General features: G+C 71.9%; 21 protein-coding genes. 10 read left to right on the plus strand and 11 right to left on the minus strand.

The window, feature by feature from the left end; genetic code table 11:
- The 4 genes from ADX84_RS26430 to ADX84_RS21590 all read left to right on the plus strand — a co-directional run.
- Window positions 1–1,076 (plus strand): hypothetical protein (locus ADX84_RS26430; RefSeq protein WP_234004131.1); only part of this gene is annotated, 1,076 nt, incomplete at its 5' end.
- Window positions 1,073–2,284, plus strand: a complete 1,212-nt coding sequence (locus ADX84_RS21580) for a CbiQ family ECF transporter T component (RefSeq protein ID WP_234004133.1) — start codon at window positions 1,073–1,075, stop codon at window positions 2,282–2,284. The genes ADX84_RS26430 and ADX84_RS21580, both read left to right, overlap by 4 nt.
- A complete protein-coding gene (locus ADX84_RS21585; RefSeq protein WP_049578456.1) occupies window positions 2,281–3,939 on the plus strand; it encodes an ABC transporter ATP-binding protein in 1,659 nt (552 codons plus the stop codon). Before ADX84_RS21580 ends, ADX84_RS21585 begins: the two co-directional genes overlap by 4 nt.
- 122 nt (window positions 3,940–4,061) lie before the next feature.
- A complete protein-coding gene (locus ADX84_RS21590) occupies window positions 4,062–4,856 on the plus strand; it encodes an ECF transporter S component (protein WP_049578459.1) in 795 nt (264 codons plus the stop codon).
- On the opposite strand, the gene ADX84_RS21595 is transcribed toward ADX84_RS21590, so the two are convergent.
- The 6 genes from ADX84_RS21595 to ADX84_RS21620 form a co-directional block, all read right to left on the minus strand.
- Complete coding sequence (locus ADX84_RS21595; RefSeq protein ID WP_049578461.1) at window positions 4,846–7,077, minus strand: glycoside hydrolase family 3 C-terminal domain-containing protein; 2,232 nt, start codon at window positions 7,075–7,077, stop codon at window positions 4,846–4,848. The genes ADX84_RS21590 and ADX84_RS21595 overlap by 11 nt on opposite strands.
- A complete protein-coding gene (locus ADX84_RS21600) occupies window positions 7,074–7,703 on the minus strand; it encodes a TetR/AcrR family transcriptional regulator (RefSeq protein ID WP_049578463.1) in 630 nt (209 codons plus the stop codon). The genes ADX84_RS21595 and ADX84_RS21600 overlap by 4 nt, the downstream gene beginning before the upstream one ends.
- Before the next feature lie 523 nt (window positions 7,704–8,226).
- On the minus strand, window positions 8,227–9,069 hold the full coding sequence (locus tag ADX84_RS21605; protein ID WP_049578466.1) for an ABC transporter permease: 843 nt from the start codon (window positions 9,067–9,069) through the stop codon (window positions 8,227–8,229).
- Complete coding sequence (locus tag ADX84_RS21610; protein ID WP_049578468.1) at window positions 9,062–9,901, minus strand: ABC transporter ATP-binding protein; 840 nt, start codon at window positions 9,899–9,901, stop codon at window positions 9,062–9,064. Before ADX84_RS21610 ends, ADX84_RS21605 begins: the two co-directional genes overlap by 8 nt.
- On the minus strand, window positions 9,898–10,980 hold the full coding sequence (locus ADX84_RS21615) for an ABC transporter substrate-binding protein (protein ID WP_049578470.1): 1,083 nt from the start codon (window positions 10,978–10,980) through the stop codon (window positions 9,898–9,900). Before ADX84_RS21615 ends, ADX84_RS21610 begins: the two co-directional genes overlap by 4 nt.
- A gap of 93 nt (window positions 10,981–11,073) precedes the next feature.
- Window positions 11,074–11,985, minus strand: a complete 912-nt coding sequence (locus tag ADX84_RS21620; RefSeq protein WP_049578500.1) for a TauD/TfdA family dioxygenase — start codon at window positions 11,983–11,985, stop codon at window positions 11,074–11,076.
- Between the two features lie 278 nt (window positions 11,986–12,263).
- Between ADX84_RS21620 and ADX84_RS21625 the strand changes: the two genes are divergently transcribed.
- The 3 genes from ADX84_RS21625 to ADX84_RS21635 all read left to right on the plus strand — a co-directional run bounded on the left by ADX84_RS21625 (window position 12,264) and on the right by ADX84_RS21635 (window position 15,645).
- Window positions 12,264–13,076 (plus strand): class I SAM-dependent methyltransferase, encoded by an 813-nt coding sequence (locus ADX84_RS21625; protein ID WP_049578472.1) that lies wholly within the window; start codon window positions 12,264–12,266, stop codon window positions 13,074–13,076.
- 144 nt (window positions 13,077–13,220) lie between these two features.
- Window positions 13,221–13,706: a DUF1269 domain-containing protein gene (locus ADX84_RS21630; RefSeq protein WP_049578475.1), complete on the plus strand. Its 486-nt coding sequence runs from the start codon at window positions 13,221–13,223 to the stop codon at window positions 13,704–13,706.
- Between the two features lie 142 nt (window positions 13,707–13,848).
- Window positions 13,849–15,645, plus strand: coding sequence for an alkyl/aryl-sulfatase (locus tag ADX84_RS21635; protein WP_049578477.1), 1,797 nt, complete (start codon window positions 13,849–13,851; stop codon window positions 15,643–15,645).
- Here the strand turns inward: ADX84_RS21635 and ADX84_RS26795 are convergent.
- On the minus strand, window positions 15,635–15,853 hold the full coding sequence (locus tag ADX84_RS26795) for a hypothetical protein (protein WP_082206688.1): 219 nt from the start codon (window positions 15,851–15,853) through the stop codon (window positions 15,635–15,637). The genes ADX84_RS21635 and ADX84_RS26795 overlap by 11 nt on opposite strands.
- A gap of 205 nt (window positions 15,854–16,058) precedes the next feature.
- Window positions 16,059–16,508 (minus strand): GNAT family N-acetyltransferase, encoded by a 450-nt coding sequence (locus ADX84_RS21640; protein WP_049578480.1) that lies wholly within the window; start codon window positions 16,506–16,508, stop codon window positions 16,059–16,061.
- 109 nt (window positions 16,509–16,617) lie between these two features.
- On the opposite strand from ADX84_RS21640, the gene ADX84_RS21645 reads away from it, so the two are divergent.
- Window positions 16,618–16,854, plus strand: a complete 237-nt coding sequence (locus ADX84_RS21645; protein WP_049578483.1) for a hypothetical protein — start codon at window positions 16,618–16,620, stop codon at window positions 16,852–16,854.
- Between the two features lie 2 nt (window positions 16,855–16,856).
- Here the strand turns inward: ADX84_RS21645 and ADX84_RS21650 are convergent, their stop codons facing one another.
- Both ADX84_RS21650 and ADX84_RS21655 read right to left on the minus strand, forming a co-directional pair.
- Window positions 16,857–17,681, minus strand: coding sequence for a TIGR03619 family F420-dependent LLM class oxidoreductase (locus ADX84_RS21650; protein WP_049578485.1), 825 nt, complete (start codon window positions 17,679–17,681; stop codon window positions 16,857–16,859).
- Between the two features lie 71 nt (window positions 17,682–17,752).
- Window positions 17,753–18,718 (minus strand): LysR family transcriptional regulator, encoded by a 966-nt coding sequence (locus ADX84_RS21655; protein ID WP_369801133.1) that lies wholly within the window; start codon window positions 18,716–18,718, stop codon window positions 17,753–17,755.
- 149 nt (window positions 18,719–18,867) lie between these two features.
- On the opposite strand from ADX84_RS21655, the gene ADX84_RS21660 reads away from it, so the two are divergent.
- Both ADX84_RS21660 and ADX84_RS21665 read left to right on the plus strand, forming a co-directional pair.
- Entirely contained in the window at window positions 18,868–19,686 is an 819-nt protein-coding gene (locus ADX84_RS21660) for an aldo/keto reductase (protein WP_049578489.1), read from the plus strand.
- Between the two features lie 420 nt (window positions 19,687–20,106).
- Entirely contained in the window at window positions 20,107–20,994 is an 888-nt protein-coding gene (locus ADX84_RS21665; protein WP_049578491.1) for an alpha/beta fold hydrolase, read from the plus strand.
- A gap of 70 nt (window positions 20,995–21,064) precedes the next feature.
- Here ADX84_RS21665 and ADX84_RS21670 read toward each other — a convergent pair whose 3' ends face one another.
- The gene (locus tag ADX84_RS21670; protein ID WP_049578493.1) at window positions 21,065–21,664 is read right to left on the minus strand and encodes an HAD family phosphatase; all 600 of its coding nucleotides are present in this window, start codon (window positions 21,662–21,664) and stop codon (window positions 21,065–21,067) included.
- Window positions 21,665–21,743: the final 79 nt, after the last annotated feature.

Raw genomic sequence — 21,743 nt, forward strand, 5'->3', positions numbered from 1 at the left:
CCCCCGCCCCGCGAACGGCCCGGTTCCGTCGCCTCGGCCGCGCCGTCCGCGCGGCGGCCGCGGCCCTCGTGGTCCTGGGAGCGGCCGGAGGAGCCGTGCTAGCCGAACCGGCGGCCGACGACGTCCTCGCGATCGACCACAGCCGGGGCACCCCCGGCCACTGCCCCGACGCCGACGGCGTCACCGTGGTCATCGACTTCCAGGAACTCGGCGGCGAGACGATCGTCCGCTGCGCGCCGGGCGACCAGGAGACCGGTCACTCCGCCCTGAAGAACGCGGGCATCGAGATCACGGGGACCAACCGCTGGGGCGAGGCCTTCATCTGCCGGATCGAGGGCAAACCGGGGCCCGACACCGAGCCCTGCATCGACACCCCTCCGGCCTCCGCCTACTGGTCGTACTGGCACGCGCCCAACGACGGCACGTGGACCTACAGCCAGTGGGGGGTCATGAACCGCAAGCCGCCGCCGGGCAGTTTCGAGGGCTGGTCGTTCTCCCTGAACCGCAGCGAGGACGGCAACCCGCCGCCCCGCGTCGACCCCGTCCGCCCCGCGAACAGCGGCGGCAGCGGGGGAGGTGGCACCGGCGGTGGTGACGTGGGCGGCGGCGGTGGTTCCGTCGGCACCGGCGGTGGCGGGTCCAGCGGCGCGACCGGCGGAGCTGGGGGGTCGGGAGGCACCGCGGCCGGTTCCCCGAACGGTTCCGGAGAGTCCGGCGGGTCAGGCGGAGGCGACGGATCCGGGGACAGCGGAGACGACACCGAGGGTGACCCGGGAGACCGGGGCGGCGAGGGTGACGGGGGGTCCGAGCGCACCGCCACCGCCCACAACAACGACGACCCAGACGTGGAACCCTCCGGGTTCGACGAGCCCGCCCCCGGCCCGGACGACCTGCCCGAGGAGGCCCCCGGCTGGGCCGACGACCCGGCCAACACCGAACTGCTCGCCAGCAACCAGCCCGCGGACGACCTGCCCTGGGGCACCGTCCTCGGCGGCGCGGCCGCACTGCTCCTGGCCGTGGTCGGGCTCGCCACCGCCTGGCAGCGCCGTCAGGCCCGCGGGGCCCACGGCACGTGACCCTGGGCGACGACCGGCCGTCCCCGGACGCCGTGAGGCTCCGGGGCGGCGACGGGCCACCGGCCGGGGCGCCGCTCCGGGGCCCGGCCCGCGTCCTGCCGCGCGCCCTCCACCCGGGGGCGTGGTGGATCTGGGCCCTGGGCCTGGCGGCCGCCGCCAGCCAGACCAGCAACCCCCTCCTGCTCGTCCTGTTCGCCTGCGCCGCCGGGTACGTCGTCGCACGGCGCCGCACGGACGCCCCCTGGGCGCTGGCCTTCCGGATGTACCTGATCGTGGGCGCGTTCATCATCGTGTCCCGCCTGGTCTTCCGGGTGGTCTTCGGCGGCGGGCAGGGGGACGTCATCCTGTTCACCCTTCCGGAGATCCCCCTCCCCGAGACGGCCGGCGGCATCAGACTGTTCGGACCCGTCGCACTCGAACAGCTGCTCAGCGGCCTGTACGACGGCGTCCGACTGGCCACCATGGTGCTGTGCGTGGGTGCCGCCAACGCCCTGGCCAACCCCAAACGCCTCCTGAAGTCGGTCCCCGGCGCGCTCTACGAGGTGGGCACGTCGGTCGTGGTCGCTATGACCGTCGCGCCCCAGCTCGTGGAGAGCGTGGGACGGGTGCGGCGGGCGCGCCGCCTGCGCGCCGGACACCAGAAGGGCTTCCGGGCGCTGCGCGGGATCGTCATCCCCGTGCTGGAGGACGCCCTCAACCGCTCCCTCGCCCTGGCCGCCGCGATGGCCTCGCACGGATACGGGCGGGTGGGGGACACCCCGCCGCGCACCCGCCTCGTCACCGGGTTCCTGGTCGTCGGCGGGCTGGTCGGCGTGTGCGTCGGACTGTACGGACTGATGGACGCCAGTACCTCGCCGCACATGGGCACGTGGGGGATGGCCGCAGGGCTGACGCTCGCCGTCTCCGGGTTCGTGCTCGGCGGCCGCAGGGTGCGGCGGACCCGGTACCGGCCGGACCGGTGGCGCCCGGCCGAGTTCCTGGTGGCCGGTTCCGGTGCGGCGGCGGCGCTGCTCGTCAACCTCACCACCCGGGTCGACGCCGCCAGCCTGTACCCCTCGCTCAACCCGCTCGCCTGGCCCGAACTCACCCTGCTGCCCGCACTGGCGGTCCTGGCGGCCGTCCTGCCCGCCTGGCTCACCCCGCCGCCCCCGACCATGCTCGGACCCGGTCCCCTCCCGGCCGACACCGAACAGGAGCACGCACGATGATCCGCTTCGACGCGGTGACCTTCCACTACACGGGTGCCGAGCACCCCGCGCTGCACGAGGTGGACCTGACGGTGGAGGAGGGTGAGCTCTGCCTGGTCACCGGGCGTACCGGAGCGGGAAAGTCAACGCTGCTCAACGCTGTGAACGGGCTGGTCCCGAGGTTCACCGGAGGCCGCCTGGCCGGTCGTGTCTCCGTGACCGGGCAGAGCACCGCGGACCGGCCGCCCCAGGAGTTCGCGCACCTGGTCGGGGTGGTCGGGCAGGACCCCCTGGCCGGGTTCGTCACGGACACGGTGGAGGAGGAACTGGCCTACGGGATGGAACAGCTGGCAGTCCCGGCCGACGTGATGCGCAAGCGGGTCGAGGAGACCCTGGACCTGCTGGGGATCGCCGAGCTCCGGCACCGGTCCATGCGGACCCTGTCCGGCGGCCAGCAGCAGCGCGTGGCGATCGGCGCCGTCCTCACCCCGCACCCGCGCGTCCTGGTCCTCGACGAACCCACCTCCGCCCTGGACCCCACGGCCGCGGAGGAGGTCCTGGCGGCGGTCATCCGGCTCGTCCACGACCTGGGAACCACGGTGCTGGTCGCCGAACACCGCATGGAACGGGTCCTCCAGTACGCGGACCGCCTCGTGCACCTGTCCGGAGACGGCCGGGTCACGCACGGGGAACCGGCCGCCATGATGGCGGGGGCCGACGTGGCCCCGCCTGTGGTCCGGCTCGGGAGACTGGCCGGGTGGGAGCCCCTCCCGCTGTCGGTGCGCGACGCCCGTCGCCGGGCCGCGCCGCTGCGCGAACGCCTCGTGGGCGCCCGCCCCGGTCCCGGCATGGAGCGCATGCCCTCGGTGCCGCCGCGACGCGGAGGCTCCGAGGTCCCCGTGGAGCCCCCGGTGCTGCGGGCGCGCGGGGTGGTCGTGGCCTACGGCCGGGTGGTCGCTGTGCGCGAGGTGGACCTCGACCTGCGCCCAGGGGAGGTCACAGCGCTCATGGGCCGCAACGGTTCCGGCAAGTCGTCGCTCCTGTGGGCGCTCCAAGGCGCCGGACCGCGCCGTTCGGGCACCGTCGAGACCGGTGGTGAGGACCCCGGAGGGCTCTCCGCGAGGGAGGCACGCGAACGGGTCGGGTTGGTTCCGCAGACCGCCGCCGACCTCCTGTACCTGGACACCGTCGCCGCCGAGTGCGCCCAGAGCGACACCGAGTCCGCGGCCGGGCCCGGGACCTGCCGCGCCCTCCTCGACCGGATCGCCCCGGGTGTCCCCGACGACCGCCACCCCGGGGACCTGTCCGAAGGGCAAAAGCTCGCCCTGGTCCTGGCGGTTCAGCTGACGGCCGCGCCCCGTGTGGTGCTGTTGGACGAGCCCACGAGGGGTCTGGACTACCACGCCAAGGACCGCTTCGCCCGGGTCGCCCGGGAGCTCGCGGACGAGGGGCGCTCGGTGGTGGTGGCCACCCACGACGTGGAGTTCGTGGCCAGTGCCGCAGACCGCGTGGTCGTGATGGCCCAGGGCGAGGTGGTCGCGGACGGCCCCACCGCGGACGTGGTCGTGGCCTCCCCGACCTTCGCGCCGCAGGTGGCCAAGGTGCTCAGCCCCCAGCCGTGGCTGACCGTCGAACAGGTCCGGGCGGCACTCGAACCCAGGGAGAGCATCGCGTGAACACCCCACCCGTACCCTCATCCGCAGCAGAACCCCCACCCCCACCACCCGCACCCGCACCCGCACCGGTACCCACACCCGGGCACCGGGTCTCTGCGGTTCGGGTCAGCGGCCGCACCGCGGTGGTCCTCGCCCTGGCGAGCGCCGCCGGACTGGCCATGTTCTTCTGGCCGCTGTTCGCGGCGCCGCGGCCGGAAGCCATGGCGCACAGCGCGGACGCTCCGCTCATCTTCGTCGTCGCCATGCCGGTGCTGCTCGCCGTGGTCGCCGCCGAGATGACCTCCGGGGGGATGGACACCAAGGCCCTTGCCCTGCTCGGGGTCCTCGCGGCACTCAACGCCGGGCTGCGTCCGCTCGGCGCCGGGATGATGGGCATCGAGACGGTGTTCTTCCTGCTCGTGCTGGCGGGCCGGGTCTTCGGGCCGGGCTTCGGGTTCCTCCTGGGCGGGATCTCGTTGTTCGCCTCGGCGCTGCTCACCGCCGGTGTGGGGCCGTGGCTGCCGTTCCAGATGATCTCCTCCGCCTGGATCGGCCTGGGAGCCGGACTGCTGCCGCGCGGAGTCACCGGGCGGGCGGAGATCTGGATGCTGGTGGGTTACGGGGTCCTCGCCGCGTACGCCTTCGGCTTCGTCATGAACATGTGGTTCTGGCCGTTCACCGCCGGTGTGGGCACGCAGCTGTCGTTCGTGGCGGGCGCCCCGGTCCTGGAGAACCTCCAGCGCTTCACGGTGTTCACGCTCTACACCTCCACATGGAACTGGGACACCGGCCGGGCCCTCACCAACACCGTGGCCATCCTCCTCGCCGGTCCGGCCGTGCTCGCCGCCCTGCGCCGTGCCTCGCGCAGGGCGGCCTTCGACGCTCCGGTCGCCTTCACCGGCCCTCGGCGATCCGGGTGGGCCCGCCTCAGCCGGTGATCTCACCGCGGCCGATGGCCGCCTGTCTGCGTGCCTCGACGTCGTCCACCAACAGGTCCAGCATCTCCTCGGTGACACCCAGGCCGAAGGTCCGCAGCGTGAGGATCGGCAGGGACCGCGCCATCTCCAGCATCTCCGGGGGGAGGTCGTCGAGCCCGGGGAAACCGGAGATGATCTCCTCCATGACCGGCCCTCCGACGGGGTGGGAGCGCCACTCGCCCACGGTGTTGTGCTTGGTCAGGGGGCGTACGTAACGGTCACCCTGGGTCGTGATCTCCCCGCTCAGCGGCAGGTCCCGGGAGGACGCCCCGACGGCGACGGTGTAGGTGCCCGCCGCCAGGGACCAGCGCTGGGCCCCGGGGTCCCAGACGGACAGGTCCCGGGCGGTCAGCGGGAGGGCGACCCGGATGCTCCCACCGGGCTCCAGCGCCACCTTCGCGAACCCCCGCAGTTCGTGCCGGGGCCGGGTCGGGTGGTCCTGCTCGACCCCCGTGTACAGCTGGGCGACCTCCTGACCGGACCGTTCCCCGGTGTTGGTCACGGTGAACGACACCGTCCACGCGCCGCCACCGTCCGGGACCACCTCCAGTTCCGAGTAGGCGAAGGTCGTGTAGGTGAGGCCGTGCCCGAAGGGGTAGGCGACCGGGACGCCCAGGGTGTCGAAGTGGCGGTAGCCGACGAAGACCCCCTCGCCGTGGCGGACCACACCGTGCTCGCCCGGGAAGTTGAGGTAGGTGGCGTGGTCGCTCAACCGGACGGGGATCGTCTCGGTGAGCCGCCCCGAGGGGGAGACGACTCCGGTCAGCACGTCCACGACGGCCGCCCCGCCCGCCTGGCCGAGGAGCCAGCCCTCCACCACCGCGTCGGCCTGGTCCCGCCACTCGGCCACCGAGACCACACCACCGTTGGACAGAACGACCACCACCCGCTCACTGACCTCGCGCACCCTCGCGAGAAGCTCCAGCTGCGCCGCGGGCAGGCTGATCGTGGTCCGGTCATAGCCCTCGGACTCGTCAGCCTCCGGCAGCCCGAGGAAGAGCACCGCCGTGTCGGCCGCGCCCGCCGCCGCCACGGCCTCCTCCACCAGCGCCGTGTCGGCGGTCCCGTCCAGAGTGAACCCGGCGGCGAACCGCACCTCCGCCAGCGCGCGCTCGAACCCCTCCAACGCCGCGTGCACCCTGGTCGGCACCACGCGGGAGGAGCCGCCGCCCTGGTACCGGGGCGTCCGGGCGAACTCGCCGATCACCGCCACCGAACGGTCCGCCGCCAGGGGCAGGACGCCGCCCTCGTTCTTCAACAGCACCAGCGCCTCACGGGCGGCCTCCCGCGCCAGCGCGTCGTTGGCCTCGTGCTCCAGTGGACGCGAGGTGTCGGCGGACACCCGCTCCTGCAACCGCCTCAGCCGCTCCACCACGGTGTCCAGCACGGACTCGTCCAGCTCACCGCGTTCCACCGCCTCCACCACGGCCTGGTCGGTCCCGCTGGGCGGCATCTCCAGGTCGAGCCCCGCGCGCACCGCGGCCACCCGGTCCATCACCGCGCCCCAGTCGGAGACGACCACGCCCTCGAACCCCCACTCCCCGCGCAGGAGGTCGGTGAGCAGCCACGGGTCCTGGCTGGTGTGCACGCCGTTGAGCCGGTTGTAGGAGCTCATCACCATGGCGGGCGCGGTGGCGCGGACGACCTCCTCGAAGGCGGACAGGTAGACCTCCCGCAGGGTGCGGTCGTCCACCTCGGCGCTGATCCGGTGCCGGTCGGTCTCCTGGTTGTTGGCGGCGAAGTGCTTCACGCATGCCCCGACCCCCTGCGACTGGACGCCCTCCACCAGGGCGGCGGCGATGCGCGCCGTGACGTGCGGGTCCTCGGAGACGTACTCGAAGTTGCGGCCGCACAGGGGCGAACGCTTGATGTTCATGCCCGGGCCCAGGACCACGTCCACGCCCTGCGCGCTGGCCTCCCCTCCCAGCGCCGCGCCGACCCTGCGCACGAGGTCGGGGTTCCAGGTCGCGCCCAGGCCCACGGCGGGCGGGAAACACGTGGCCGGGACGCTGCCGCCGATGCCGAGGTGGTCGCCCTCCTCTGGCTGGTGCCGCAGTCCGTGCGGTCCGTCCGCCAGGTGCAGGGGGCGCAGCACGCCCTCCACAGCGGTGCTGTGCCAGGTGTCGGAGCCGGAGGTGGCCGAGGCCTTCGCCGCGAGGTCGGGACGTGGTTGGTTGTTCATGGCCTGTCTCCCGTGGGGTCGGTGCTGCTCGTGGGGGGCGGAACGGCGATCCCGAGGTCCCTGAGGAAGGTGGTGACCACGGTCCGCATGTCGACGGAGTCCGGGTCGAGGAGCCACTGGACCTGGAGTCCGTCCTGGAGAGCGAGGAACTGTTGGGCCGCGATCCCCGGCGAGGGGTGCGACCGGTCGCCGAGGAGCCCGGCGAAGGCTGCGGTGAGGTGTTCGCGCAGGACGCGATACCTGCGCACGAAGTACTCGTGGGCGGGGTGCGCGGGGTCGGTGGCCTCGGCCGAGAGGTTCACGTAGAGCGAGACCAGACCGGGCGTGCCCGCGTTGCGCTCCACGATCCGCACGATGTTGTCGATGAGCTCCCGGTGGCTCAGGTGCTCGCCGAGGACCAGCGGGGCGTCGGCCTCGTCACGCCTGCTCAGGACGTGTATGAGCATGGCTTCCTTGTTGGGGAAGTGGTGCAGTGCGCCCGCATGGGTGATCCCCGCGTGCGCCGCGATGTCGCGCAGTGACACCGCGCGGTAGCCCGACCGCGAGAACAGCTCCGAGGCGGAGTCGATGATGCGCTGTCGGGTGCGCTCGCCCTTGCTCGGCCGGGTGGGGTCTGCGTCCGCCACTGGCGGTCTCCTCGCGGTTGGTCGCGCCACGGGTGCACCGTTGACGGCGAAGGCCCTGGTCGCTCCGAGACTACGGTCGGGGCCCCTCGTTCCTCCGGCACGCGCCCACCGCGCCGCGCCGTGTGGGGTGCAGAATCTACCAGTTGGTTAATTTGTGGCACAAGACACATGATGGTGTCGTTCCGGCCGGTGCGATCCCCGTCGACGCTGCTCCTCCGTCCCCGCGAACGTCGCGTGTCCGGACACCGTGGGGGGTCGGTGCGCCCTCCTGACGGCGGGCCCGTGGCGCGCTTGCGCTGGTGGGGGAGGGGCCGGGGCTCGGGCGACCCCGGGAAGGAGGACAACCGGAAGGAGAAGAACGTGGACGTGGACGGCGAAAGCCGGTCCTGGACGGCGACGGAGCGCATCGGGCCCCTCCCTGGTGTCGCGGAACGGGGGGTCTGTTCCAGAACACCAAAAAGGGGCCGTGCGCGCCACCTCCGATGCGTCGCCTGTGGACAACCGGACCGGGCCGAACCAGGTCTCAACCGGCCGTCGTCCGCCAGCGGGACAACCGGCGTTCCAGGACGACCAGCCCGCCGTTGAGGGTCACGCCCAGCAGCGCGATCGACAGGATGCCCGCGTACATGTCGTGGATCTGGAAGTTGAGCTGCGAGGAGTTGATCAGGTAGCCCAGGCCCGACTGGGCCCCCACCATCTCGGCGGCCACCAGCACCAGGATCGACGCGGCCCCGGCCATCCGGATCCCCGTGAAGATGGACGGCACCGCTGCGGGCACGATCACCTTGCGGAACAGGGCGAGCGGCCCGAAGCCGAGCGAGACCGCCGCCTTCACCAGCAGCGGGTCCACAGTCCGCACGCCGGTCACGGTGTTGAGCAGGATCGGGAAGGTGCAGGCGAACACCACCAGCGCCACCTTGGACGCCTCGCCGATCCCCAGGATCAGCACGAACACCGGGAGCAGCGCCAGGGCCGCGGTGTTACGGAACAGCTCAAGGACCGGCATGAGGAAGTCCGACACGGGTCGGTACCAGGCGATCAGCAGACCCAGGGGCACCGCCACCGCCACGGCGAGGGCGAACCCGGCCAGCGCGCGCGACAGGCTCGCGGACACGTGCGCCCACAGTTGGCCGCTCGACGCCAGATCGGCCGTGGCGACGAGGACTTCCGAGAGCGGCGGCAGGAACACCCGGTCGACGAGCCCCACGCGGGGGGCCGTCTCCCAGAGCAGCAGGAACGCGACGATCGCGGCCGAACGCTTGAACCACGACCAGCCGATGACCAGCAGGGGGCGCGTCGGCCGGGTCGTGGGCGGATCGGTCGGGGGAGCCGGGGGAGCGGTGGTGCGGGTGAGGGTGTCAGCCACGGTCGGCCTCCAACGGTACGGGTGCGTACTCGGACTGCTGGGCCAGCGCCACCTCATCGTGGAGCTCCTGCCAGACCCGGTTCCGGTAGCGGGCGAAGGCCGGGTCCGAACGCGGGTCCCGGCTGGCCTCCCGGTCCAGGTCGATATCGATCACGCTCTTGATCCGCCCCGGCCGCGACGTCATCACGGCCACTCGTTGTCCCAGGTAGACGGCCTCGTCTATCCCGTGCGTGATGAACAGGACGGTCTTTGCGGTGCGTCGCCAGATGGTCCGCAACTCGTCCTGGAGGGACTCCCTGGTCTGGGCGTCCAACGCCGCGAAGGGCTCGTCCATGAGCAGTACCTCGGGGTCGAAGGCCAGGCTGCGGGCGATCGCCACCCGCTGCCGCATACCGCCGGAGAGCTCGTGTGGGTAGCGGTCCGCGAACCCCTCCAGACCCACAAGGGACAGGTACTCGCGGGCGCGCGAGGCCCGGAGGGACCGGGCCAGCCCCTTGGCCTCCAGACCGAACTCCACGTTGTCCTGGGCGGTGCGCCAGGGCAGCAGCGCGTACTGCTGGAACACCAGGCCCCGGTCGAGCCCGGGCCCCTCCACGGGACGCCCGTCCAGGAGGATCCTCCCGCCGCTGGGCCTCGTGAGCCCGCCCAGCAGATCGAGCAGGGTGGACTTCCCACAGCCGCTGGGACCGACCAGGGTGAGGAACTCACCCTCCGCCACGTCCAGGGTGACGTCGGCCAGGGCGGTCAGGGGCGGGCCCGGCCTCCCCCTCGGGTCGCGGACGGGGAAGGTCCGCCGGACCCCGTCCAGCCGCAGCTTGGGGTGGTCGCTCATGCGTCCTCGCTCTCGGTCGGTCCGCTCGCGGGCTCGCCGTCGGGGCCCGCGTCCTCGGGGAAGGTGCCGTTGTGGAACGGGTTGAACTCGTTGGTGTACAGCTCGGAGGCCTCGACCGAGCCCTCGGGCAGCTCTCCGTTGCGGTCCAGCCACTCCAGCCAGATCGCGAACTCCTCCTCGGTGATGACCCCGCCCGGCCCGGCCACGCCGCTGCTCCGCCAGTACTGGATGACCTCGGCCGACTCGTTGCGGCCGCGCTCCTCGACGATGCGCGCGAACCGGTCCACCACCTCCTCGCGCGGGGTGACCTGGGACCAACGGATGGCGCGGGCGATCCCGCTGACCAGGGTGAGGGTGGCGTCGGGGTTCTTCTCGACGAACTCGTCGCGCAGCACCAGGGACCCGTAGCTGAAGGTCCCGTACAGACCCTCGTCGGTGAAGAGCGGGCGGATACCGCCGCGTTCCAGGGCGGTCTCGCGCAGGATCCCGCCGAGCGTCGCGACGTGGACCTGCCCGGCCCGCAGGGACTGCTCGGTGTTGGCGGGCGGCACGACCGTGAGCTCCACCCGGGCGATCTCGTCCTCTGCCAACCCCTCCCGCGCCAGCCACTCGCGGACCACGAACTCGTGGTGGGCGCCCAGGGTGTTCATCGCGACCCTCCGGCCGACGAGGTCCTCGGCCCGGGTGATGTCGCTGTCCTCCAGGACGTAGTAACCGCTGAACGCCTCCTCGTCGGACCCGTAGTAGGACACGACGGAGGTGATCGGGGACCCGGCTGCGACCAGCTTGGCGATCGCCCCGTTGAAGGCCCCGCCGACGTCGGTGTCGCCGGTTGCCACGGCCTGGATGTCCTGGGGCCCGCTGGTGGTGTCGCCGATCCACTCGAGCTCGATGCCGTCCAGGTAACCGAGGTCGGCGGCCAGCTCGGGGAAGACCACCGAGCCGGCGGTCCCCTGGTACCGCACGACGGCCGCGTCCGGGTCGCTGGCCGAACGGTCCGGGGTACCGCAGGCGGCGGCCAGGGGCAGGACGGCCCCGGCCGAGGCGGTGTAGCGCAGAATGTCGCGTCGTGTGTGCATGTGTGCCTCCGGAGAACGGCGGGCCGCACGCGTGCGACCCGCCGTCGTCGTGGGGGTGTGCTGCGGTGGGGCGGGCCCGCCGGGGCCCGGGGGTCAGAGCGCCGGGGTGTACTCGCTGGAGTCGCCCACCAATGAGCGGCTGGGGCTGCCGTCGACACCCTTCGGGACGTCGCCGCCCACGGTGATCCGGTGCAGGCGGCGGGCCTGGTCGTCGTAGTCGGCCACCGCGTAGTGCTGGGTGGCGCGGTTGTCCCACACAGCCACGTCCCCCTCGCGCCAGCTCCACCGCACGGTGTTCTCCGGGCGGGTGACCCGCTGCTGGAGGAGTTCGAACAGAGCGGTGAAGTCCCGGCTGCTCAGACCGGAGAAGTGCTGGGCGAAGTGACCGAGGAACAGGGCCCGCTCACCGGTCTCCGGGTGGACGCGCACCACTGGGTGCTCGGTCCGGTACAGCGTCGAGACGAACTCCTCGCGGTACTTCCTCAGCTCACCGTTCACCTCGGTCCTGGGAGTGGAGGCCGCGTAGTCGTAGTCGTTGGTGTGCACCGCGCGCAGGCCGTCCGCGAGCGCCCTGAGCGGCTCCGGGAGGTCCTGGTAGGCGGTGGCGGTGTTGGCCCAGGTGGTGTCCCCGCCGTACGGGGGCAGGCGGATCGCGCGCAGCACGCTGGCCTGCGGGGGCCGGTCGACGAAGGTGACGTCGGTGTGCCAGCTGTTGGCCTTGCCGCGCTCGGAGTCGATGGGCAGGACGTGGTGCTCCTGACCGAACACCCGGCCGGTGGTGGGGTGCGGTGTGGTGAGCGGGCCGAGGAGGGAGGCGAATCCGGCCTGGGTCTCGTCCGTCAGGTGGTGCTGGTCGCGAAAGAAGATCACCTTGTGCGCGAGCAGGGTCTCGCGGACCCGCGCGACGGTGGCCTCGTCGAGGTCGGGGCCGATCTCCACGCCGGAGATCTCGGCTCCGATCCGTCCGGCGACGCGTCGGACGCTCAGGTCCGTGGTGGTGGTCACGTTGGTGCTCCGTTCTGGCAGCGGGTGCGCGGCGGTCACCTCACGCGTTCGGTCGCGGTCCGTTCGCGGCGGGTGACTTGAAGGTAGGGCCCTCACACGATCAAAGTCAACCAAATAAGTAGGAAAACCATGAATAGGCAGATGGGGAGGTCAGAGGGGTTGGAGGTCGTTCAAACGCCGTTCACACCGGACACCGAAACGTCATGCTGGCCGCCCCCGTGGCCGGCGGCTCCGCTACGGTCGGACCGATCCCCAGACCCCCGAAGAGAGGGCCACCGATGAGCGACCACCAGAAGCGGGACCGGACCGGCGCGGACCCGACCCAGTCCTTCACCGGGCTCACCGAGAACTATCAGGCCTTCCGCCCCGACTACCCGGCACCGATCCTCGACACCCTGGGCGAGCACCTGCGCGCTGGGGCCACCGACGCCTGGCCCAGCCCCTGGCTCCTGCTCGACGTCGGCTCCGGGACCGGTATCTCCACCCGAGCCCTGCGCTCCCTCGTCGGTCCCCGGCCCCGCGTGGTCGGTGTCGAACCCGGCCGCGACATGTTCGGTGCCGCGGAGGCGGAGGGCGGCGGGGTCGAGTACGTCAACGCCCGCGCCGAGGACGTCCCCTTCCCGGACGGATCCGCCGTGCTGGTTCTCACCGCCCAGGCCGTGCACTGGTTCGACCGCCCCGCCTTCTTCGCCGAGTCCGCCCGACTCCTCGCTCCGGGCGGCACCCTGGCGGTACTCAACAACAACCGCGACTACACCGGAAGCGCGTTCGTCGACGACCACGAGGCCCTGCTGGAGAGGTACAGCCCCGGTTACGACCGCCGCTACCGCCAGTTCGACCTGGTCGGAGAGATGTCCGAGGTTCGCGGACTCGCCGGGGCCACCGAGCACACCCACCACTGGACCCGGGTGCTCACCAGCGACGAGTACCTGGGTATGGCGCTGTCCTCCAGCAGAATGGCCGCCGCCGCGCGCGAACTCGGTGAGGAACGCACCCGAGCCGAGATCAGGGCCGTCGCCGACCGCCACTTCCCCGACGGCCGGGTCGTGATCCCCTACACCACCCAGCTGGTGGTGGCCCGCCGAGTGTGAGCGGGACGCCCCTGCTGCCCGCCTTCCCGGGGTTTACGGGATCACTCCCTTCCGCTGGCCTTGGCCAGAGACGCCCCGGGGAACGCTCCCGCAGATCGGGCCCGCTCAGCGGGCCGGGCAACGACGACGGGGGAACCAGCACCCATGGCGCAGCTGATCGTACTCGGGGTGGCCGACCGCGACACCGCCGAGAAGGCGCTCGACATCGCCTCCGACCTGAACAAACAGGAACTCCTCCGGTTGGAGGACGCCGCGTACGCCTACAAGGACGGCAGGGGCCGTCCCCGCATCCACCAGACCGTCAACCTCACCGGCCACGGTGCGGCGGGCGGCGCCCTGTGGGGAACGCTCATCGGCCTCCTCTTCCTCAACCCGCTGCTCGGCCTGGCCGTCGGCGCGGGCGCGGGCGCCATCGCGGGCAGGCTGAGCGACGTCGGCATCGACGACGACGTGATCAAGGACATCGGTGCCCAGCTCAAGCAGGGCCGGGCCGCCGTCTTCCTCCTCGCCGCGGACGCCACCACCGACCGCGTCGTCGACGCCTTCCGCCCGCTGGACCCCGCCGTCATCCAGACGAACCTGTCCAAGGACAACGAGAGGGAACTCGTCGAGGCCCTCCAGGCCCAGTAGGAACCGGGCCGGACCCGAACACGGGACGCCGGGCCCTCCCACGCCGCCGACGCGGGCCACTCGCACCGGCGGCTCCCTCCGGTTGGGGCACAACGGGCCGCACCCGGCCGGACGAACCGCGTCCGTACGACGAGGAGCAGCGATGACCGGTCACGGACCCGACGACGACACCGACTTCGCCAACGCCGAGCGCGGACTGGTCGCCCGGCTCGAACCCGGCCAGATCAGGGACGGGGACGGGCGCGTGGTGTGGGACGCCGACGCGTACGGCTTCCTCGACGCGGAGTGCCCGGACACAGCCAACCCGAGCCTGTGGCGACAGTCCCAGCTGTGCGCCAAACAGGGGTTGTTCGAGGTCACCGAAGGCATCTACCAGATCAGGGGCCTGGACCTGTCGAACATGACCCTCGTGGAGGGTGACCAGGGCGTCCTGGTCATCGACCCCCTCATCTCCGCCGAACCGGCGCGCGCGGGACTGGAGCTGTACCGGGAGCACCGGGGGAACCGACCGGTCAGCGGGGTCATCTACTCGCACTCGCACGTGGACCACTTCGGCGGGGTCGGCGGGGTCACGGACGGCACCGTGCCGATCCTCGCCCCGGCCGGGTTCCTGGAGCACGCGGTGGCGGAGAACGTCCACGCGGGGCCCGCGATGGCCCGCCGCAGCCTCTACCACACGGGCTCCCACCTGGAGGCCGGGCCTCGGGGCCAGATCGGGGTGGGGCTGGGCCAGACCAGGTCGGTCGGCACCGTGACCCTCATCGCGCCCAACCGGGAGATCACCCGAACCGGCCAGGAGGAGGTGGTGGACGGGGTGCGGATCGTCTTCCAGATGACGCCAGGAACCGAGGCGCCCACGGAGATGAACTTCTACTTCCCCGACCACCGCGCCCTGTGCATGGCGGAGAACGTCACCCACAACCTGCACAACATCCTCACCCTGCGCGGGGCGCCCGTGAGGGACGCCCGGGTGTGGTCGCGCTACCTGGACGAGTCCGTGGAGATCTTCGCGCACGAGTCGGACGTCCTGTTCGCCTCCCACCACTGGCCCACCTGGGGCACGGAGAACCTGGTGGCGCTCCTGCGCCAGCAACGGGACCTGTACGCCTACCTGCACGACCAGACCCTGCGCCTGATGAACCAGGGCTACGTCGGCGCGGAGATCGCCGAGCACCTCCGGATGCCGCCCGGGCTGGAACGGGAGTGGCACACCCGCGGCTACTACGGGTCGGTCAGCCACAACGTCAAGGCGATCTACCAGCGCTACATGGGCTGGTTCGACGGCAACCCCGCCCACCTGTGGGAACACCCGCCCGAGGAGGCCGCGCGCCGCTACGTGGACTGCATGGGCGGTGTGGACGAGGTGGTGCTCCGGGCGGACGAGTACCGGGACCGGGGCGACCTGCGGTTCGCCGCCACGCTGCTCAACCACGCCGTGTTCGCGGAACCGGAGCACGCCCGGGCGCGTGCCGCCCTCGCCGGGGTGTACGAGCGGCTGGGGTTCGGCGCGGAGAACGGCACCTGGCGCAACTTCTACCTCCAGGGCGCCGCCGAGCTGCGGCGGGGAAAGCCGGAACTGCCGTCGAACCTGGGCACGGGCATGGCGGCGGCGCTGTCGCTGGACCAGCTCTTCGAGTCGGTGGCGATCCGCGTCAACGGCCCCCGGGCGTGGGAGGAGCACTTCGTGATCGACTGGGTGTTCACCGACCTGGACACCACCTTCCGGACGACGCTCTCCAACGGGGCCCTGACCACGAGGGAGAAGCCGCGCCGCGGGGAGCCCGGGCTCACGGTGACCCTGAACAAGTTCCGCCTGCTGCGGCTGCTCGCGGGCAAGGGGACCGAGGGCATGGCGTTCGCGGGGGACGGGGAGCTGTTGGACCGGCTGATGGGACTGCTGGACCGGCCGGACCCCACTTTCGACATCGTCACCCCCTGAGGAGGGCCTGCGTGCCGGGGGAGCAGCCTCGCGGCCAGCACCGACCCCATGCGGGTGGTGGTCTCAGAGCATGGAGGTGGTCGACCAGTCGGCCGATCCGCACGGCGACCTCGGGGTCGGAGGACGCGCTCCAGCTCTCGCGCTGGAGGACGGACAGCTGTGCGTCGACGATCGGCAACGCCGCGCCGGTGCGAATCTCTGTGCTCATACCCGAACCCTCGCAGCGGCCCAGGGGGCGGAACAGGCACGGTCGCGCGCACCACCGGACCGATCCGGTCACGGGTCCACGGCCATGGGCCATGAGAGCCCGGGACGTCGGGCCCGCGAGCCCCGGGGCGGGTCCGCGCGGACGAACCCGCCCTCCCGGATGGGCCGCCCCGGGGGCGCGGACCCCGCCGTCCCAGCGGTACGGCTCAGACCAGTCTCTTCTTGAAGCCGATGTGGCTGGGCTCGTATCCGAGGCGCTGGTAGAAGCGGTGGGCGTCCTGCCTCTTGGCGTCCGAGGTCAGCTGCAACATCACGCAGCCGCGTCCCCGGGCCTCGCGTTCGGCCCACTCCAGCAGGGTGGATCCCAGGCCGCCGCCGCGTTCGTCGGTGTGCACCCGGACCGCCTCGATCTGGGCGCGGGTGGCACCCTGCCGCGACAGGCCCGGGACCACGGTGAGCTGGAGGGTGCCGACGACCCGGCCGTTGCGGCGTGCCACCGCCAGATACTGGTGGGGATCCGCGTCGATGACCTCGAAGGCCTCCAGGTAGCGGGACAGGTCGTCGGGGGTCTCCCGGCGGGCCCCCAGGGGGTCGTCCGCGAGCAGGGCGACGATCGCCTCCACGTCGGTCTTCAGGGCGCGTTCGATGGTGAGCATGGGCTCCAACCTAGCGACCCCTTTCCGCGCGGCACAGAGGCTTGAACCGGTTCCCCCCGGTTGGTCGTGGACTCTCCCGATCCCGGGAGCGGGCAACTACAGTCGTCCCATGGACACCGAACACCTCAGCGCTCTGGCCCGCGCCATGGACGGCGACGACCCCCTGGTGGGACTCGACGCCGTGGTGCGTCTGAGGGGCGAGACCGAGCGTGCCGAGGCGGTCCTCGTGCGCCGTGCGAGGAACGACGGCGCCACCTGGGCGCGGATCGCCGAGGTCCTCGGGGTGTCGAAGCAGGCCATCCACAAGAAGTACGGCGGCCGCGGCCTGCTCGGCGACCGCGGCTAGGGTCAGCGCAGCGCGGCCACGAACCGCACCATGCGCTCCTCGAACCCCTCCACCTCGCCGAACCACACCGCGACGGAGTCCGCGCCCGACGCCGCCAGCTCACGGAACCGCGTGACCGCGCGTGCGAAGGCCTCCTCGCCCCCTGTCCATGCCATCCGCACCCCGGTGCCCACGGGGCGGCTGGTGAGCTGCCTCAGCCGGGCGCGAGCCGCACGGAGGACCTCCGGGTCCGGGTCGACCCCCTGCCACTCGTCCGCCCACGCGGCCGCTCGGCGCAGCGCGGGCTCCGAGCCCCCGCCGACCATCACCCGTATCCGCCGCGACGGACGCGGCGCGAACACGCCGTGCTCGTAGCCGTGGAAGCGGCCGTGGAAGGGCCCCTCACCCTCGAACAGGTGCCGCAGCAGCGCAAGGGTCTCGTCCGTCCGCGCGCCCCGGGTGGCGAAGTCCGACCCGATCGAGTCGAACTCCTCGCGCGACCACCCCACGCCCACACCGAGCGTGAACCGGCCCCCTGACAGCCGGTCCAGGGTGGCCACCTGTTTGGCCAGTACGAAGGGGTCGCGCATCGGCAGCACGAGGACGGACGTGCCCAACCGGACCCGTTCCGTGCGGGCCGCCAGGTACGCCAGGGTGACGAGGGGTTCGTACACGCCCCCGAAGGCGGTGCCGTAGGGCTCGGGGGGCAGGAGGTGGTCGGGCAGCCACACGGTGTGGGCGCCGAGCTTTTCGGCGCGAACGCCCAGGTCCACCAGGGCCCGCGGGGGCGTTCCCGGTGATTCGTTGGGCAGGACCACCTGGAGGCGGGGTTGGTTCGGCTCGCTCATGCGGCGACCGTATCCCCGCCGGGTCCTCGCGGGGGCCGGGCTTGGGAAACCGCCCCTCGGGGTCGGCCGAATCACCAGGCGCGGGCGGCGACGGTCAGCCGGGAGCGGACCAGATCCAGGTGGGGGTTGTCGGTCGCTCCGGGGCGGCGGGCCAGGTACACCGTGTTGAACGGCGGGTCCTCCGGTTCCAGCAGCGCCACCAGGCTCCCGTCCAGCAGCTCCCGCTCGCACAGGTAGCGCGGCAGCACGGTCATGCCCGCCCCGTGCGCCACGGCGGCGGTCACCGAGCGAAGGTCGGGGACGGTGAGTTCGGCGGAGCGGGTCAACCGCGCGCCGAACACGTGTCGCCAGTACCGACGGGCGATGGGCAGGTCGTCCGCGTAGGTGACCAGGGGGACCTCGCACAGGGCCGCGCAGCCCTGGCGCCGCACCCTGGAGAGCCCGATCCTCTCCGCCCACACGGGCGCGGCGACCAGCACGAACTCCTCGTCCATGAGCGGTTCGGTGAGGAGGGACCGGCCCCGGGGTCGGATGGTGGACAGCACCAGGTCGTGCCGCCCGGCCCGCAGCTCCTCCAACAGGTCGTCGGCGAGTCCGGTGCTCACACGTAACCGCAGACGGCCCTCGGAGACCAGGGGCGACAGCAGGGGCAGAACGCGTTCACCGAGAAGTTCGGCGGGGCCCGCCAACCGCAGGGGCGCCGTCTGCACCGAGCCGGGTTCGGCGCCGTCCCCGAACGCCACCGTCTCCAGTGCGTCGAGCGGTCCCGCGACGCGGACGGCGAGATCGTTGGCGTCCGGGGTCGGAGCCACACCGCGCGGCAGACGCTCGAACAACGCGTGGCCCAGACGCCGCTCCAGGGACCGTATCTGGGTGGTCACCGTCGGCTGTGACAGGCGCAGCAGCTGGGCCGCGGCCGTGAACGACCCCGAGCGGTGCACGGCCAGGAAGGTGCGGAGCAACTGGAGGTCCAGCGGACCTTCGGTGCGGGGAAGCATCCCGGGCGGGGGCCAACCATTGGAAATCCTATTGCTCATCCGATGAATTCTATTGGTCGCCGTATGCCACCCGGGTCTACCCTCGGGTCCCGTGGGCCGGTCGAACACCGGCCCCACCTGCGCGGGGGTTCGCCCGTGGCGCCGCCCCGACCCGCGACCCGCACCCCACAGTCGAAAGGCCTCCCCTTTTGCAGTACGTCACGCTGAACAACGGCCTCACCATGCCGCAGCTCGGATTCGGTGTCTGGCAGGTCCCCGACGACGAGGCCCACCGGTCCGTCTCGACCGCCATCGAGGCCGGATACCGCAGCATCGACACCGCCCGGATCTACGACAATGAGAAGGGCACCGGCCGCGCCATCGCCGAGTCCGGCGTGGCCCGCGAGGACATCTTCCTCACCACGAAGCTGTGGAACGACGACCAGGGCCACGACAGGGCCCTGAGGGCCTTCGACGCCAGCCTGGAGCGTCTGGGCACCGACTACGTCGACCTGTACCTGATCCACTGGCCCACCCCGGCCCACGACAACTACGTGGAGACCTGGAAGGCGCTGGAGCGCGTGCACGCCGAGGGCCGTGCCCGGGCGATCGGCGTGTCCAACTTCACGGCGGCGACCCTGGAGCGTCTGGTGGGCGAGGCGGAGGTCGTGCCCGCGATCAACCAGATCGAGCTGCACCCCTACTTCTCGCAGTCCGGGATGCGCACGGCCAACGCGTCCCACGGCCTGCTCACCGAGGCCTGGAGCCCCCTGGGGCAGGGCAAGGGGCTGTTGGACGACCCCGTCCTGGTCGAGCTCGGTGCCGCGCACGGCAAGACCGCCGCCCAGGTCGCGCTGCGCTGGCACCTCCAGCTCGGCAACGTCGTCATCCCCAAGTCCGTGACCCCGGCACGCATCCGGGAGAACTTCGACGTGTTCGACTTCGAGCTCACGGCCGAGGACATGGACCGGATCGGCTCGCTGGACCGCGACGGCCGGATCGGGCCGGACCCCGACCACGTCAACTAGCGCCTGACCTCCGGCCGTGTTCCTCGTCACGGTCGCCGCCCACGGGCCCGCCGAGCACCGCTCGGCGGGCCCGCGTCGTCGGATCACCCCTTGGGTAAGCCATCGGATGACTGGTCCAGCAGCGCGGGAGGATCATCGGCCCCGGACCTCCGGAACCACGCCGGGTCCGAACCAAACTCCATCCTTGTCGATGACCGCTTTCGGACGAGTTGAGCAACGCGCGCACCAGGGCAAAAACCCACAACTAGTGACACATCGGGAAGGGTAGGAGTCCGTTGTGCGCGACTGGTCGGCGACACCACACCGAGCACCTTCGCTCTTGAGTGGCGGGGGGCCGAACAGAGGCGTACAGTCCTCTCTGGTGCGCCGGGAAAGTTCACGCGGCGGACACCACATCTCTCTCTACGCGAAACCAGATCCATGACCGTCGTCCCCCTGCGCACAGCGCGCGTGTACCGCTCCGCAACCGCTGAGCGGTCAGTTCACGCCTGGTGTCACAAGGCCCTGAGCCAGTGGCCCGAACTCGGACCCCTTCCGCCCGTGGAGACCCGGCTGGGCCCCACTCAGGCCTTCCGCGCCTCGGGTGGGACCGGTACGCCGGTCCTGGTCCTCTCGGGCACCAACTTCAACGCCGCCACCACGGTTCCCGCCGCCCGCGCGCTCGCCGCGGACCGGCCGGTCCTGCTGGTCGACCTTCCGGGACAGCCGGGTCTGAGCTGCAACCAACGGACCGCGGGCGCCCGGATAGAGGCCTACGGTGAGTGGCTCGACGAGCTGCTGCCCCAGATCACGGACGGCCCGGTCATCGTGCTGGGCCACTCCAGGGGAGCCGCGATCGCGCTGTCCTCGACCCCGAACCCGCTCGTCGCGGGGATGCTCCTGCTCAACCCCGCCGGGTTGACCGCGGCGGGCGTCAGCTCGGAATCGATGCGCGCGACCCTGCCGTGGATGATCCACCCCAACGAGCAGACCAGCACCCGGCTGATCGAGTTCCTCAGCGGCCCGTCCACGGACACCGGCTGCGAGGAGCACCGTTCCGAGGCCGAGTGGCTGACACTGGTGGCCCGCTACTGCCGTACCCACTCCACCCCGACCCCGCTGCACGCGGAGTCCTTCCTGGCCTGGTCCGGCATCCCGGTCCGGGTGGCCACGGGGTCGCACGACCCGTTCTTCTCACCCGCGCGCCTGCACGGACCGGCCCGCCGGTTCCTCAACACCGGCGTGCGGACCATCGAGGGGGCGGGCCACCTGTCCCTGTACGAGCAGCCGGAGAGGATCGCCGAGCTCCTGCGCGAGTTCGACGTCTGACCGGTCCGGCCTTTCGACGACACCGACGCGCCACTGGTGGCGGCCCTCGCGACCGCCACCAGCTCGTGGGTCAGTCCCGGCCCAGGGCCCGCCTCAGCTCGGCTACCGAAGTGAACACGTGCCCCTGGAACCCCAGCTTCCCGGCGGCGTCGACGTTGGTCCGGTTGTCGTCCACGAACAACACGTCGCCGACGGGGACGTCCATGCGGTCCAGACACCAGCGGTAGGCGCCCGCCTCGGGCTTGGCGTGCCCGATCCGGCAGGAGAACCCCCGCACGGGGAAGAGGTCCAGCACGCGGGAGTGCCGCTCCTCGAAGCGTGCGGCCAGCTCCGATGGGATGTTCGACAGCAGACCGAGCGGCACGCCCGCGTCGGAGAGCTCCGTCACCAGCGCCACCGACTCCTCGTTCAGCCGCGACCAGCTGTCCAGATCCAGGTCGACCAGCCGCTCGACCCGCTCCCGATCGAAGGTCTCGCCGAGCAGCTCGCCCACCGCCTGCCAGTAGGAGGGGCCGTCCAGGTCGCCCCGGTCGTAGTCCTGGCGCGGAGCCCAGTAGGCGGCCCAGAAGGCGTCGTGGTCGTGCCCGGTGTACTCCACCATCGCGGCTCGGACCGTCGGCGACTGGTCCATGGCGACCACACCGAACATGTCGAACAGCACTGCGTCCACGAGGCACTCCCAGGGTCGAACGGGTTCGGGGTTCGCAGGCCTCCTTCCCCCACAAACCCCCCACGAACCTTCGCCCACT

Source organism: Nocardiopsis sp. SBT366 (genome assembly GCF_001083815.1).
Classification (GTDB): Bacteria; Actinomycetota; Actinomycetes; order Streptosporangiales; family Streptosporangiaceae; genus Nocardiopsis; species Nocardiopsis prasina.